This window comes from Hyphomonas sp. NPDC076881, assembly GCF_050269995.1.
GTDB lineage: Bacteria > Pseudomonadota > Alphaproteobacteria > Caulobacterales > Hyphomonadaceae > Hyphomonas.
In genome coordinates this window covers 211,288-225,072 of record NZ_JBNNJJ010000003.1, presented here as the reverse complement: position 1 = coordinate 225,072, position 13,785 = coordinate 211,288, and the positions used below count along the sequence as shown (strand labels likewise).

Here is a 13,785-nt window from a genome sequence, read left to right as displayed (position 1 = left end):
CACAAAGAAAAACTCCCGGAGTTGCCCCCAGGAGTTTCCGTTGATATTTCCACTGAAGATCAGTGTCCGGCAAGAACCGCCAGCATCAGAAGCGCCACGATATTCGTGATCTTGATCATCGGGTTCACGGCTGGGCCGGCGGTATCCTTGTAGGGATCACCCACCGTATCGCCCGTCACGGCGGCCTTGTGGGCTTCAGAGCCCTTGCCGCCATGATGGCCGTCTTCGATATACTTCTTGGCGTTGTCCCATGCGCCGCCGCCCGAGGTCATCGAGATGGCAACAAACAGGCCCGTCACGATCACGCCCAGCAGCATGGCACCCACAGAGGCCAGCGCCGCGCCCGATCCGCCGATCAGCAGGATCACACCAAACAGCACGACCGGCGAGAGCACCGGCAACAGCGACGGCACGATCATTTCCTTGATCGCGGCCTGGGTCAGCATATCCACGGCGCGGCCATAATCGGGCTTCACTTCGCCCTTCATGATGCCCGGCATTTCGCGGAACTGGCGGCGCACTTCTTCCACCACGGACTGGGCCGCGCGGCCCACAGCCATCATCGACATACCGCCGAAGAGGAATGGCAGAAGACCGCCGAACAGCAGGCCGACCACGACATAGGGATTGGCAATCGAGAAATCGACATTGACCCCATAGAAGAAAGACCCCTCTGTCGCGCGGGCGGCAAAGTAATTCAGATCTTCTGCATACGCTGCAAACAGCACCAGCGCGCCAAGACCGGCAGAGCCGATCGCATAGCCCTTGGTGACAGCCTTGGTCGTGTTACCCACTGCGTCCAGTGCGTCCGTCGTTGTACGGACGTCCGAAGGCAGCTCCGACATCTCGGCGATGCCGCCCGCATTGTCCGTCACCGGACCAAATGCGTCGAGCGCGACGATCATGCCAGCCAGCGCCAGCATCGTCGTGGTGGCAATGGCAATGCCGTAAAGGCCCGCCAGATTGTAGGTCAGCAGGATGCCGCCGATGATGATCATCGCCGGCAGCGCGGTCGCTTCGAGCGAAACGGCAAGCCCCTGGATGACGTTGGTGCCGTGGCCCGACTCCGAGGCTTTCGCGATGGAGCGCACCGGGCGGTACTTCGTCTCGGTATAGTAGGCCGTGACAACCACGATCAGCAGCGTCACGAAGAGACCGGCCACACCGCACGCAAACAGCTTCCAGCCCGTGATCTGGGCTGCTTCGCCGGTTACCGGGTCAACAAGGCCGAGCAGCGCGCCGGCGCCCTCCAGCGTGCCGCCAAGGCCGCCCGGAAGAACGGTATGGATGGCAAGCGCCAGGCCGCCGATGGACAGCACCCCCGTCACGTTAAGCGCCTTGTAGAGCGCGCCCATGACATTGGTGGACCCTTTCGACAGGTTGGCAAAGAAGGTGCCGATGATGGACGTAACAATGCAGACCGCGCCGATGGCGAGGGGCAGCATCATGATCTCGGCGATGTAGGGCGTGGCCGCGAAATAGATCCCGCCCAGAACCATCGTGGCAACCAGGGTCACCGCATAGGTCTCGAACAGGTCAGCCGCCATGCCGGCGCAGTCGCCCACATTGTCGCCCACGTTGTCGGCAATGGTTGCCGGGTTGCGCGGATCGTCTTCGGGGATACCGGCTTCCACCTTGCCCACCATGTCGCCGCCGACATCTGCACCCTTGGTGAAGATGCCGCCGCCGAGACGGGCAAAGATCGAAATGAGCGAAGCGCCGAAACCGAGCGCCACCAGCGAGTCGATGATCTCTCGCTTCTGGCCCTCATCGCCAAGGCTGAGGCCCATCGGGCCGGTCAGCAGGCCGTAATAGCCAACGATGCCGATCAGCGCGAGGCCGACGACGAGCATGCCCGTCACCGCGCCGGATTTGAACGCCATCTTCAAGCCTGCATTCAGGCCCTGCCGCGAAGCTTCCGTCGTCCGCACGTTCGCGCGCACCGAAACCAGCATGCCGATATAGCCAGCCGCGCCCGAAAGCACCGCGCCGATCACGAAACCGACCGCCGCCTTCCAGGTAAGCAGAACCACCAGCGCAATCGCCACCACGACACCAACAATGCCAATCGTGCGATACTGCCGCTTCAGATAGGCGTTGGCGCCTTCCTGAATGGCGGCTGCAATTTCCAGCATCCGGGCGTTGCCCGCTGGGGCTTTCATGATCGACTGGATCTGAACCCAGCCATACAGAACCGATAATATACCCGCACCAAGCGCGAGCGCGTACCATGTCATTAGGGTTTCCTCCTTGCGTTCCCCGAGAGTGAAACTCAGCCGGGTTATACCCCGGTCCGGTTTCCTTTTTCTTCTTAGACTGTCTTGCCTGCCAGCCGCGCCCGGCGCGCGCAAGATGCATCGCGTCAGGAGCGAGCGGGAGGCTGTCCGACTCGGCCATGCTCGAAGGCGAGGGTTTCCGGTAAGTTAACAGTTTTTCCACAGACCGTAGCGGTCAGCCCCGCCCCTTCGGACAAGCGCCCGATCCGGGTCACCTTGAAACCAGAATTTTCAATGAAACCAGAGGATTGAGGGCTTGCCGTGAACAGCAGCTGATAGTCATCGCCCCAGGACGCAAGGTCCAACATTTCCACAAGGCTTGTCGCCCCGCCCGCAAAAGGCACGCGCTCAAGCTCGATTTGCGCCGCCAGCCCGCTCGCCGCCGCCAGGGCCGCCAGATCGCCCAGCAGCCCGTCAGACACGTCCATCGCCGCGCTGGCATGGCTGGCGATGAGATTTCCTGCTTCCAGCGGTGGCAGGTCGGGGGCTTGCAGCGCGCTTAGCCAGCGCGCTTCACCCAGCCCTTCCGTCTTCCAGAGATAGCCGCGCCGCGCCGCGCCGATCTCACCGGTCACCCAGACCTCATCCCCCGGCCTGCCGCCACCCCGCCGCACCGGCGCAGGTCCCAGGCACTCGCCCGTCAGGGTCAGCGACAGGAACAGGCCGCCCGGTGTCATAACGGTGTCGCCCCCGGCCAGAAGGATGCCCCATCTGTCCAGTTCCGTTCCCAAACTGTCCGAAAATGTCCGGATCTGCCGGGCATCGCGCCCCGCCTGGGGCCATCCCAGGGTCAGCAGCGCCTCCCGCGGCCGCGCGCCAGAGCCCAGAATATCCGACACATTCACCCGCACCAGCTTGCACGCCACGGTCTCGATCGGGTCATCAGCAAAAAAGTGCACCCCCTCCACCATCGCATCGACGGTGGCGATCAAGGGCCCATAACTCTTTGAAAGTTCAGCAGTATCGTCAGTCAGTCCCGCCGCGCCCGGCGCCTTTGCCAGCGGCGCGAAATAACGGCGGATCCAGTCCTTCTCGGCCATCAGCGGCCCTTACAGGCCCTCGCGGCCGATGGCGTAAAACCGCTCCCGACGCTGCGCCCTCAGCTCTGCCGGCGTCATGCCCTCCAGCTCCTGAAGCGCGGCATCAATCGCCTTTGCTGCAGCCGCCATGGCACGTTGCGGGTCACGGTGCGCCCCGCCGACCGGCTCCTTGACGATGCCATCGACGATCCGGTGCTTCAGCAGCTCCGGCGCCGTGATCCCCATGGCCTCAGCCGCATCCTTCGCCTTGGTCGCATCGCGGTAGAGGATTGAGGCGCAGCCTTCCGGCGAGATCACTGAATAGATGGCATATTCCATCATCAGAACGCGGTTTGCCGCCGCGATGCCGATGGCCCCGCCCGACATGCCCTCGCCAATGATCAGCGTCACAAATGGCACGCCCAGCGACAGGCCGCGCTGGGTTCCCCGCGCAATCGCCTCGGCCTGGCCGCGCTCTTCCCCGCCCTTGCCGGGATAAGCTCCGGCCGTATCCGGGAACGACAACACCGGCAGATTGAACTTCTCCGCCAGATCCATGAGGCGCACCGCCTTCCGGTACCCTTCAGGGTGCGCCATGCCGAAATTATGCTTCAGGCGCTTCTCTGTGGTGCGGCCCTTTTCATGGCCCATCAGCATGACGGAGCGGCCCTTGAAGCGGGCGATGCCACCGATGATGGCTTCGTCATTGCCATACACCCGGTCACCCGCCAGTTCCTCGAAATCCTCGAAGACCGTGTTGATGAAATCGGAGAGGTGCGGCCGGTCCGGATGCCGCGCCACCTGCGTGATGCGCCAGGCGTTCAGCTCCGAATAGATCTGTTTCAGCTGCCTGACCGACTTGGTCTTCAGCTTCGCCAGCTCATCGCTGATGGAAGGGCCATCCTTGCGGGCGGCCAGCGCCTCCAGCTCCGCGATTTTCGCGTCAAGCTCCGCAATCGGTTTTTCGAATTCAAGATAGGTTGCCATGGCCGCCTAACTAGCAACCCCATTCCGCTTCGCCTAGCGGCTTTTCAGCCAAGCGTCTTGGTTAGCATCACCACCGCCGGCAGGATCAGCACCCCGAGAAGAACCGGAAAAACGAATAAAATCAAAGGTAAAGTCATTTTGGCGGGCAGTGCCATCGCCTTTTCCTCCGCCATCAGAATCCGCCGCTGGCGCATATCTGCCGAGAAAACCCGCAGGGTTTGCCCCAGCGACGTGCCCATTTCCTCGGCCTGACGCAGCATTGTGGCCAGCGATCCGGCCTCTTCGATTCCCATCCGGTCGGCAAAGGCGCGCCACGCCATCTTCCGCGATTTGCCCGCCCGCAGCTCTAGAGAAAGGGTCCGCATATGCCCCGCAATGATGGGATGGCGCAGTTCAAGCTCCTCCCCCACCCGCTGCACCGAGGCATCCAGGCTGAGCCCCGCCTCCACACAGGCCACCATCAGGTCCATCATGTCCGGAAAGCCGCCCGAGCAGGCCTGCTTGCGCTGCGAAATGCGCATGTCGAGAAACTTGCCCGGCGCCGCCAGCCCCGCCAGCACCAGCGTGATCGAGGCAAGGATCGGGGCATATTTCGGAAAATCCTGCAGATAAGGCAGGGCGAAGAACAGCCCCACCTGCGGGATCACCACACACACGAAACGCGCAAAGAAATACCGCGGCACGGCCTTCGGCGCGGTGAAGCCTGCGAGGTTCAGCTTCGCGCGCGCCGCGCTGACTTCCGCGCCATCCGTAGGCGCCGCATTGTCCGCAATGCCCATCACCGCCTTGCCCAGCCGGTTCTCGCCCCGCTTGGCTTCAACGGGGGCGGCTCCCGGCCGCTGGGTCAGCCGCCGCTCAATATCACCGGCATCCTGCCGGCTGCGCACAAAGGAGATCAGCCCCGGCAACGCCAACAACAATGCCAGCAATCCCAGAACCATGGGAACCACCGGACCAGACGTGAGCAGCGCAGACATCCTCCGTCTCCCTACATCTTGAAATTGATCATGCGGTTCATCACCAGATTGCCGATGCCCATCCAAACCAGCAGCCCCGCAAAGCTGTACTGGATCATCGGCTCATGGATGACGCTGCCATAGAATTCCGGACGCAGCATATGAATTGCCGCCATCACGATGAACGGCGCAGAAGTGAGGATCATTGCCGAAACACGCCCTTCGGACGATGCCGCGCGCACCTTGAGACGCATGGTCTGCCGTTCACGGATGGTGTTTGTGTTCGATTTCAGCAGCTCTGTCAGATTGCCACCGGTCTTCTCCTGCAGGCGAACCGTCGCAGCAAACAACTCCACATCCGGATCACCCGCCCGCTCGGCCATGCGCTGCACAGCATTGGTCAGCGACATGCCGTAAGACACCTCATCAGCCGTCATGCCAAATTCGGTACCAATCGGGTCTGGCATCTCGCGTGCCACCAGGCTCACGGCGGTGGCGACCGGATGGCCCGCCTCCAGACTGCGGCAGACAATCTGCAGCGCGTCAGGCAATTGCGTCGCCAGCTTCTTCGCCCGCGCGCCGGCAATATGCCGTATCACCACAATCGGCGCGCCAATCAGGAAAGCCAGGAAAACGGGAATGGCCGCCACCAGCCCGCCAAGATAGATGAACGCCGCCACGCCGGCCACCACCGCGCCCGCCAGCGACATGCCCGCCCAGCGGGCCGGCTGGAATTTCAGGCCGGAGCGCACGATCAGCCGGTTCAGCCAATGCAGCGACATGGTGAGATTGCCGTCACGGTCCAGCCCCCGGCTCTTGCGCAGCTCCACCATCGCTTCATTGTGCGTAGCGAAACACTCCTTGAACTGAAGGCGGCGGTTCACAATCTGCTGTGTACGCACATCCGAAATGAGGCTCAGAACGGATTGCGCCGCCAGCACCAGCGCGCCCACTGCCATGATCACCGGGATCACCAGCCGCGTGTCGAGATTTGCAATATCCGGCAGGGAAAACACGGGCGGCGCCCCTTCAGAACTTGCTTGAGGGATCAAACAGGCCCGTAGGCATGAATACGCCCTTGCGCTCCATCTCATCCATGAATTTGGGACGCAGGCCCGTTGCAGTGAAATGACCGAGCACCTTGCCTTCGGGCGAGGTGCCGGTGCGCTCGAATTTGAAGATTTCCTGCAACTGCACAACAGAACCTTCCATACCGGTAATCTCGGCAATCGAGATTACCTTGCGCGAGCCATCCGAAAGCCGTGTTGCCTGAACAATGAAGTTCACCGCCGAGGCTATCTGTCCACGGATGGCCTCTTCGGAAATCTTCATGCCGCCCATCATCACCATCTGTTCCAGTCGGGTGATCGCGTCGCGCGGATTGTTGGCGTGGATTGTCGCCATGGAGCCTTCATGGCCGGTATTCATCGCCTGCAGCATGTCGAACGCCTCTTCCGAGCGCACCTCGCCGAGGATCACCCGGTCCGGCCGCATGCGCAAGGCGTTCTTCACCAGCTCCCGCTGGCGGATCTCGCCTTTGCCCTCAATGTTGGGCGGGCGCGTTTCCATCCGTGCCACATGCGGTTGCTGAAGCTGCAGCTCGGCAGCGTCCTCAATGGTAATCAGGCGCTCGTCCGGGCTGATGGCAGAAGACAGCGCATTCAGCAGCGTTGTCTTGCCAGAGCCTGTGCCGCCGGAAATGACCGTAGACGCCCGGCACTTCACAGCGCCCAGAATGAACTCCGCCACGGGCTTTGGAATTGCGCCAAACTCTACCAGCTTATCCATCGTCAGGGGAGACTTTGAAAACTTCCGGATAGAGACGAGCGGCCCATCAATCGCAATCGGCGCCACAGCGGCGTTCACCCGGCTTCCGTCCAGCAGGCGCGCATCCACCAGCGGCTGGCTCTCGTCCACGCGCCGGCCTACGGCCGCCACAATCCGCTGAACGATCCGCAGCAGGTGATCATTGTCCGCAAACCGCACCGGGGCCAGCTGCAGTTTGCCCCGCCGCTCCACATATACCTGATTGCAGCCATTGATCAGGATATCCGCAATGGAATCGTCCTTGAGCAGAGGTTCGATCGGGCCAAGCCCTGTCATTTCGTCCATCACGGCATCGGCGAAAGACGCCTCCTCCGCCGCAGACAGCGCCATCTCTTCCTTCCGGATGATCTCGCTGATGATACCGCGCACGCGGCGGCGCATCGTCTCGTCGTCCAGCTTGTCAAGCGCGGAAAGATCAAGCTCGTCGATCAGCTTCGCATGCACGCGCAGCTTTGCATCCAGAAGGTCAAACGCGGCCTGCTCCGGCTTGCCGCGCTGCGCGGGCGACGCCGGGGCAACGGCCACCGGCGCTGCATCCGGCGGCTTGGGCGCCGCGCTGGTAAATCCAAACCGGCTCATCGCTTCGCCCTCTTGGCTTTATGGTTTGCCGCCAGCGTGGCCAGCGCCTCCTCCGGCGCCAGCTTGCGCACCAGCCCCGCCACATCGGCCACCAGCGGGCTTTTCGGCTTCACGTCGGCAATCGGCTTGCCGAGGTTCACGGCGGTGCGCGCTGCGTCCCAGTCAGATGTAATGGTCACATCAATCGTGCGCTCAATGGACTTTTCGGCCTTTTCCACCGGAAACCCTGCCCGGAAGTTCTTCTTCGGGAACATGCGGTTCAGCACAAGCCGCGCCTTGCTGCCATCCTTGCGCAAGACGTCAATATCCCGGCACATATCCGCCGCCGCATGCAGGCTCGGCACTGTCAGCTCACTGACCACAATCGCCTGATCCACTGCCGCCAGAACTGGCTTCGTCCAGGGCATCATATGACGCGGCATGTCGAGCAGCACATATTCAAACGTGCCGCACGCCACATCCAGTAGCCGCAGGATCGCCGCCTCGGTTGCCAGCGCGTCAGCATCGGGATCACGCGGCGAAGCGATGATCGACACGCCATCCTCATGCTGCCAGCACCAGGCCGCCATCAGCCGGGCATCCAGCCGCTCGGGCGCCGCAGACAGCGCCTTGAGGTCCAGCTTCGGTACTGCCTCAAGGAAGGAGGCCGTCATGCCATCGGCCAGATTGAGATCAACCAGGCACACCTTTCCGGGCCCGACAATCCGCGCCAACGCAAAGGCGCTTTCAATCGCCAGCGTGGAAACGCCCGCCCCACCCACGGCGCCGCGAAATGCCCAGCAGACAGATGTCTGGGGCGGGGCCTTTTCCCCCTCGGCCGCCCGCGTCTCGCAGAGTCGCTCGAAAGCGCCCGCTATATCGCCTGCGCGCGCAGAAGAGGGCAGAATATCGGAAGCCTCGATCTTCATCAGGGCCCGCACCATATGTGCCGGCAGCTGATCAGACACCACGATCACCGCGCTGCCCGGCCGCTCCACCGCCAGCAGCAGCAATAGCTGGTCCCAGCCTGGCATGCCTTGCTCAATCAGGATCAGCCCGCCGCCGTGCCGCAACACCGTCTCCGGCGGCGTCAGCCTGGAAACGTCAAAAAGATCCGTACACATCGGCGCCAGCGAGGCCGCGACGTCCCCGCGCGCCAGAACTGCCAGCGGCGGCAAGGGCGCGCGCCCGCCCTCTGCCCCCGGCAACTGCGCCGCTATCGCTCCGTGGCTCACTCCCCGCCCCCCGTGCCGCCTGCATCGGCGAGCTTCTTCGTCTTGCCCTCATTCAGCGCCTGCACGGCCTTGGCCGCACGCACGCCGGAACTCGTCTCCACGGGGCGCGAGTTGGGCAGGTTCACATCCCGCACAGCTTGCGCTGCAATGTTCGCCCGCGTCGCCTCGCCCAGCACATACTGATCCTGCCGGTCATGCGAAGCACACCCCGAAAGCACCATCATTGCGGCAACAAGTGAAAGTCTGATAGGTCTGCTCATGATCCGTCCCCTGAAACTATGGAAAGTCCGCCTGCCGTCTTCCCCAGCAGGAAGAACTCCGCCTCCGTCGGCTCGGCCACAGCGTCCAGCGGCGAAGCCACCGCCTCGGGATGCGAGAAGGGCTGAACAAGGCGCGGCGTCACGATGATGACAAGCTCGGTCTCGTTGCGCTGATACCGCTTGGAGGAAAACAGCGCCCCCAACACCGGCACATTGCCCACCCATGGCGTCTGGCGCACATCGTTGCTGTAATTGTTCTGAAGCAGGCCCGCGATGGCAAAGGCCTGCCCGTCATGCAGCTCCACCGTCGTATCCGCCCGGCGCACGGATACGCCCGGAATATCAATGTTGGAGGCGCGGATACCATTGCCCCGGTCCAGCGCCGATACTTCCGGCCGTACCCGGAGGTTCACCAGCCCGTCGCCCAGTACGGTTGGCGTGAAATCAAGGCTCACACCGAACTTCTTGAACTCGACGGTCACTTCATTGTCGCGGCTCGCCACCGGGATCGGAAACTCGCCCCCCGCCAGAAAGCTCGCCGTATCGCCCGACAGCGCCACCAGATTCGGCTCCGCCAGTGTGCGGATAATGCCTTTCTCTTCCAATGCCCGCAGGCGGATATCGATATTCTCCCCGCCCACATTGGTGAACACCGCCAGCGTTTTCTCCAGCAGGCCGGAAACCGTTCCACCCTCGGTGCCAACCACCACATCATTGGCATTGATCGTGTTGCCAAAGCCGATTTCGCGCACGGCATTCCGGCTCGCCTCCAGGAAGCGCACCTCCAGCATCACCTGCTGGCTCTGCCCCACAGACAGCCCGTTCGCCACCCCGCCGGGCACATGCCGCTCGGCCACCTGCAGCGCCATTTCCGCCGCAGCCGCCGTCGTCACCTTGCCGTCAAGATACACCCCGTCATGCACCGCATACACATCAATGATCTCCCCCGGCAGAAGACGGCGCAGATCTCCGCGCAGCTCGTCCAGACCGAGCTTCACTTCCACCTCGATCAGTTCTGCAATCGCGCCCGCCTCATCATAGATCAGAACCGTCGTTCCGCCCGGCCGCTTGCCGCGCACGAAGAAGGAGCGGTTGGAAGTCGGCATCGCCTCGGCAATTTCCGGATCGGCAACCACGATGGTCGCAAAGGAGGCATCTGCCTCCACCACCGCCGATTTTCCCCGGCGCAGCTCCAGCCGGTCAGCCCCTGCGGCAGCCGACCGCTGCGTCCAGGCCAGCACAGGCTGCGCGCAGAGCGCCGCCAGAACCCCGGCCATCAGTATACGTTTCATGCCGCGCATCAGCCTGCCTCTCCCGCCGCCGCAGCAGGAACTGCTGGCGGCGCCACAGGCGTCGTCACCTGCGTATCCTCCGATCCGTTGATCACGCGCACGGTGGCCGTCACAGGCGCGCGCGACGTCCGCGCCGGGCGTGTCTGCGGCGTCTTCGCCGCCTTCGGCGCCTCGATCACCTCGGCGAGTTCTTCCTCCCGCCCGATCAGCGCAAGGCCCAGCGCCGCGCGCCGGCTCGCCGCGCCCAGCAGCAGCGCGTCCTGCGGCGTCACCTCCAGCGTCACGGTATTGGAAGGCCGCGCGCCCTCAAGGCCGGATTCAAACGTCTGATCCACCGCCAGAACCTTCACGCCCTTGAGCACAGGCTGCGCCAGCACATTGGCCGAGCGCCGCGCATCTTCCGGCGCCGCGCGCGCGTCCTTCTCCTCAACAAACTCGTTCACATCCACCCGGTCGCCCGGCAGCACAAATCCTGCCACGCCGGTATCATTGGAAACCACCACGGAAACGGCCCGCATCCCCGGCTGGATATTCGCCGCCAATGTCAGCACACTGCCGGTTGTGTCGATCTTCTCGGCCAGCAGCGGTTCGCCCGCCACCATCAGCCCGCGGGAATACGCTTTCTCGCCTAGTTCGGAAACGGCGCGCAGCGCGCCCGGTGGAACAGCGTTCTCGGGCCAGTCTCGCAGCTCCACCATCGCAGGGTCAATCAGCTTGCCCGGCTCGATCGCTGTCTTCGCCACGGCAATCTGCGTCATCTGAATTGCGGGCGCCGCCGTCACAGCGGCATTCGCCTCCGGCCCGCCGCCGCCCATGAATTCGCGCCCGAAGAAAATAGCGCCCGCGCCCAGCGCCAGAGACAAGCCGAGGCTTATCAGGGGTATCGCTTTCATTCTGAAGCCCTCTATCGGCGCAGCTTCTGCTGCGTGCCCGGCTACAGGTTTAAGCAATGCGTTATAAGGTCTCCTGAAAGAGACGCGGTTAATCTCATCCGGGTGCGGAAGGTGAATTTAACCATACTGGCGGCCGATTTACAGATTATTATCCGTAGGCGGACGTGGTTAACATGCGTAAACCATGCTTCAGCCGGCCGAGCTGAGGATGGCGGCATATTGCGCCACGTCCACATTCCCGCCCGAAAGGATGATGCCGATCCGCTTGCCCTTCATAGTCTCGGGCAAGCCCCGCAACGCCGCCGCCAGCGCGGCTGACCCGCCCGGTTCGGCCACGACGCGCAGATAACGGAATGCCATCCGCATCGCCTCGCGCACTTCCGCATCGGTAACCCGCAGGCCCCCGGCCAACTGCCTTTGGCCCAGCGCAAACGTCAGATAGCCCGGCTTTGGCGTAAGGATGGCGTCACAGATCGAGCGCGTGCCCGGCGCATTGGCAAGGATTTGCCCCGCTTCAAGAGACCGCGCCCAGTCGTCATGCGCCTCGGGCTCCGCCGCCCATATCTTCGTTGCCGGTGACAGCTGCCCGAAGGCCAGCGCCACGCCATTGATCAGCCCGCCCCCGCCCGCCGGCGAAATCAGATGGTCCAGCGGCTTGTCCATCGCCGCTGCCTGGCGCGCGAACTCAAGCCCCGCCGTGCCCTGCCCGGCGATGATGTCAAAATCATCATAGCTCGGAACAATCACGGCGCCGCGTTCGGCCGCCAGCCGCGCGCAGATTTCCTCGCGGTCTTCGGTGTTGCGATCATAGAGGTAAACCTCGCCGCCATCGGCGATCACGCCGTCTACCTTCACCTGCGGCGCATCGGCCGGCATCACGATCAGCGCCGGCATCCCCAGAAGGCGCGCGGCCCGTGCCACGCCCTGCGCATGGTTGCCGGAGGAAAACGCCACAACGCCCGCCGCCTTTCCTTCAGGGGGCACCTGCGCCAACCGGTTCATCGCCCCGCGGATCTTGAAACTCCCGGTCACCTGCAGGCACTCAGCCTTCACCAGCAGCTCCGCCCCAGCCAGATCATCCAGCGCCGGATGCGAAAGCACCGGCGTCTCGCGCACCACGCCGCGCTGGCGCTCAGCGGCGGCAAGAACATCTACGAAAGCGGGGAGTTTCAGCGTGTCGGTCATGGCGCTGTCCTAGCGGGGACTGCGGGCAGCGTAAAGCGGCTAAGAAATCCTTGTGTGGTCTACCTCTTATGTTGCCCACGCACCTATCGTTGGCGCCGGCAATGCGGCAGGCGTCGCCAATGCACTCATGACACGCACCCGGCTGCGCAGATTGAAAAGCGCGGTATTCAGAGGCGTCACGTCTGCCTGTCGGGATTTGGAAACAACCCTGCGGAAAGAAGAACCAAGCGTAATATCCAGCTCCTGATAAGCACACACAGGAATTCGTCTATTGTTCTTGAAACGCCGATCAGGCCCGCCGTTCTTGTTCACAAAACGCCAAGTATGCGACACAACAACCGCATCAGGAGGTACGCTCTCCTGCTCAACAAATTGAACGATTGCCTCCTTGAGGCAGAATTCGGAGTAGGAGAATGCTGCAAGATTCCCTGCTGATACGCAAACAACTAGATCAGGCAGAAAATATATCCGATCATCACCGCTGCTGAGACAAGGAATAGAAATATTGCTGGAAATCTTGTTGTCGATTCCAAAGCTAGCTGCACGCCTACGGATTAAATTTGTAGCACCAGCATTTCTCTTCCAATCCGTAGTCGAACTGCGGTTTTCATATACCCACAAACGACTGGCATTCATAAACGCCTCAACCTGGTCTACGAATTCGGAGAAGCATCTCTCTGCCTCCCCATCGAGATTATAGACAAGTATCTCTTTGCTGCGCAAAAAAGGGAGCGCCAATAGACTTGTCGCAAAGAGCACCAGAAAGAACGCACTCGCCGCCGGACTGTGAAGTAATCCCAGCAGAGCTGCTGCACCAAGGCAGGCTGGCAACCATCCGTAACCCGTTTGCGGCCTGAAGTGCCGCAACACGTCCTCAACGTTGGCTAGCCCAGATGAAACCTCCAAAGGCAGATCCAGCGCTTCTGTGAAGTAAACGCTGGAATCTAGATCGTCATCATGAGGACATGAACGATCAGTCTGGTGACTAACATTTGAAGCACCACGGTTGCCATTTTGCCTTTTTGCCCAAGCAAACTGCTGTCGATAATAGACGCCACCACGTCCCATATGGACGTAGGTGCCTCGACCATTCATGCCGAACCGAAACCCCTTGACCCCCGCTGATAACCCAAACCCACCGCTGGAGAGATTGAGTCTTACACCGCCACCAAGATTTACAGATTTACGCAGATAGAAGCCCATATGACACCAAGGATAACCACCCATGGTTTATACGATGTCTTCCAGTTTATTTTTTAAATTGAAACTTTAAAATTTAATGCAGCGCGTCAATTTA

12 protein-coding genes are annotated in these 13,785 nt (G+C 62.1%); all 12 read right to left on the bottom strand.

Features of this window, described 5'->3' with window-relative positions:
• Positions 1-59 precede the first annotated feature (59 nt).
• Positions 60-2,237: a sodium-translocating pyrophosphatase gene (locus ACQKI2_RS04750; protein ID WP_427378559.1), complete on the bottom strand. Its 2,178-nt coding sequence runs from the start codon at positions 2,235-2,237 to the stop codon at positions 60-62.
• A gap of 125 nt (positions 2,238-2,362) precedes the next feature.
• A complete protein-coding gene (gene thiL / locus ACQKI2_RS04745) occupies positions 2,363-3,316 on the bottom strand; it encodes a thiamine-phosphate kinase (RefSeq protein WP_427378558.1) in 954 nt (317 codons plus the stop codon).
• Positions 3,317-3,325: 9 nt separating this feature from the next.
• Positions 3,326-4,282, bottom strand: coding sequence for an acetyl-CoA carboxylase carboxyltransferase subunit alpha (locus tag ACQKI2_RS04740; RefSeq protein ID WP_427378557.1), 957 nt, complete (start codon positions 4,280-4,282; stop codon positions 3,326-3,328).
• A gap of 44 nt (positions 4,283-4,326) precedes the next feature.
• On the bottom strand, positions 4,327-5,259 hold the full coding sequence (locus ACQKI2_RS04735) for a type II secretion system F family protein (RefSeq protein ID WP_427378556.1): 933 nt from the start codon (positions 5,257-5,259) through the stop codon (positions 4,327-4,329).
• An 11-nt stretch (positions 5,260-5,270) separates the two neighbouring features.
• Entirely contained in the window at positions 5,271-6,254 is a 984-nt protein-coding gene (locus ACQKI2_RS04730; protein ID WP_427378555.1) for a type II secretion system F family protein, read from the bottom strand.
• A gap of 13 nt (positions 6,255-6,267) precedes the next feature.
• Entirely contained in the window at positions 6,268-7,644 is a 1,377-nt protein-coding gene (locus tag ACQKI2_RS04725) for a CpaF family protein (RefSeq protein WP_427378554.1), read from the bottom strand.
• Positions 7,641-8,858 carry an AAA family ATPase gene (locus ACQKI2_RS04720; protein WP_427378553.1) on the bottom strand — a complete coding sequence of 406 codons (1,218 nt, stop codon included), beginning with the start codon at positions 8,856-8,858 and terminating at the stop codon, positions 7,641-7,643. Before ACQKI2_RS04720 ends, ACQKI2_RS04725 begins: the two co-directional genes overlap by 4 nt.
• Positions 8,855-9,118: a hypothetical protein gene (locus ACQKI2_RS04715; RefSeq protein WP_427378552.1), complete on the bottom strand. Its 264-nt coding sequence runs from the start codon at positions 9,116-9,118 to the stop codon at positions 8,855-8,857. The genes ACQKI2_RS04720 and ACQKI2_RS04715 overlap by 4 nt, the downstream gene beginning before the upstream one ends.
• On the bottom strand, positions 9,115-10,419 hold the full coding sequence (locus tag ACQKI2_RS04710; protein WP_427378551.1) for a type II and III secretion system protein family protein: 1,305 nt from the start codon (positions 10,417-10,419) through the stop codon (positions 9,115-9,117). Before ACQKI2_RS04710 ends, ACQKI2_RS04715 begins: the two co-directional genes overlap by 4 nt.
• Positions 10,419-11,303, bottom strand: a complete 885-nt coding sequence (gene cpaB / locus ACQKI2_RS04705; protein ID WP_427378550.1) for a Flp pilus assembly protein CpaB — start codon at positions 11,301-11,303, stop codon at positions 10,419-10,421. Before cpaB ends, ACQKI2_RS04710 begins: the two co-directional genes overlap by 1 nt.
• 189 nt (positions 11,304-11,492) lie before the next feature.
• Positions 11,493-12,488 carry a threonine ammonia-lyase gene (locus ACQKI2_RS04700; RefSeq protein WP_427378549.1) on the bottom strand — a complete coding sequence of 332 codons (996 nt, stop codon included), beginning with the start codon at positions 12,486-12,488 and terminating at the stop codon, positions 11,493-11,495.
• A gap of 66 nt (positions 12,489-12,554) precedes the next feature.
• Positions 12,555-13,715 carry a DUF4236 domain-containing protein gene (locus ACQKI2_RS04695; RefSeq protein ID WP_427378548.1) on the bottom strand — a complete coding sequence of 387 codons (1,161 nt, stop codon included), beginning with the start codon at positions 13,713-13,715 and terminating at the stop codon, positions 12,555-12,557.
• Positions 13,716-13,785: the final 70 nt, after the last annotated feature.

Excerpts from the sequence above, each read along its gene's own strand:
- ACQKI2_RS04750 (WP_427378559.1), bottom strand. The coding sequence starts at position 2,237 with ATGACATGGTACGCGCTCGCGCTTGGTGCGGGTATATTATCGGTTCTG.
- thiL (WP_427378558.1), bottom strand. The coding sequence starts at position 3,316 with ATGGCCGAGAAGGACTGGATCCGCCGTTATTTCGCGCCGCTGGCAAAG.
- ACQKI2_RS04740 (WP_427378557.1), bottom strand. The coding sequence starts at position 4,282 with ATGGCAACCTATCTTGAATTCGAAAAACCGATTGCGGAGCTTGACGCG.
- ACQKI2_RS04735 (WP_427378556.1), bottom strand. The coding sequence starts at position 5,259 with ATGTCTGCGCTGCTCACGTCTGGTCCGGTGGTTCCCATGGTTCTGGGA.
- ACQKI2_RS04725 (WP_427378554.1), bottom strand. The coding sequence starts at position 7,644 with ATGAGCCGGTTTGGATTTACCAGCGCGGCGCCCAAGCCGCCGGATGCA.
- ACQKI2_RS04715 (WP_427378552.1), bottom strand. The coding sequence starts at position 9,118 with ATGAGCAGACCTATCAGACTTTCACTTGTTGCCGCAATGATGGTGCTT.
- ACQKI2_RS04710 (WP_427378551.1), bottom strand. The coding sequence starts at position 10,419 with ATGCGCGGCATGAAACGTATACTGATGGCCGGGGTTCTGGCGGCGCTC.
- cpaB (WP_427378550.1), bottom strand. The coding sequence starts at position 11,303 with ATGAAAGCGATACCCCTGATAAGCCTCGGCTTGTCTCTGGCGCTGGGC.
- ACQKI2_RS04700 (WP_427378549.1), bottom strand. The coding sequence starts at position 12,488 with ATGACCGACACGCTGAAACTCCCCGCTTTCGTAGATGTTCTTGCCGCC.
- ACQKI2_RS04695 (WP_427378548.1), bottom strand. The coding sequence starts at position 13,715 with ATGGGTGGTTATCCTTGGTGTCATATGGGCTTCTATCTGCGTAAATCT.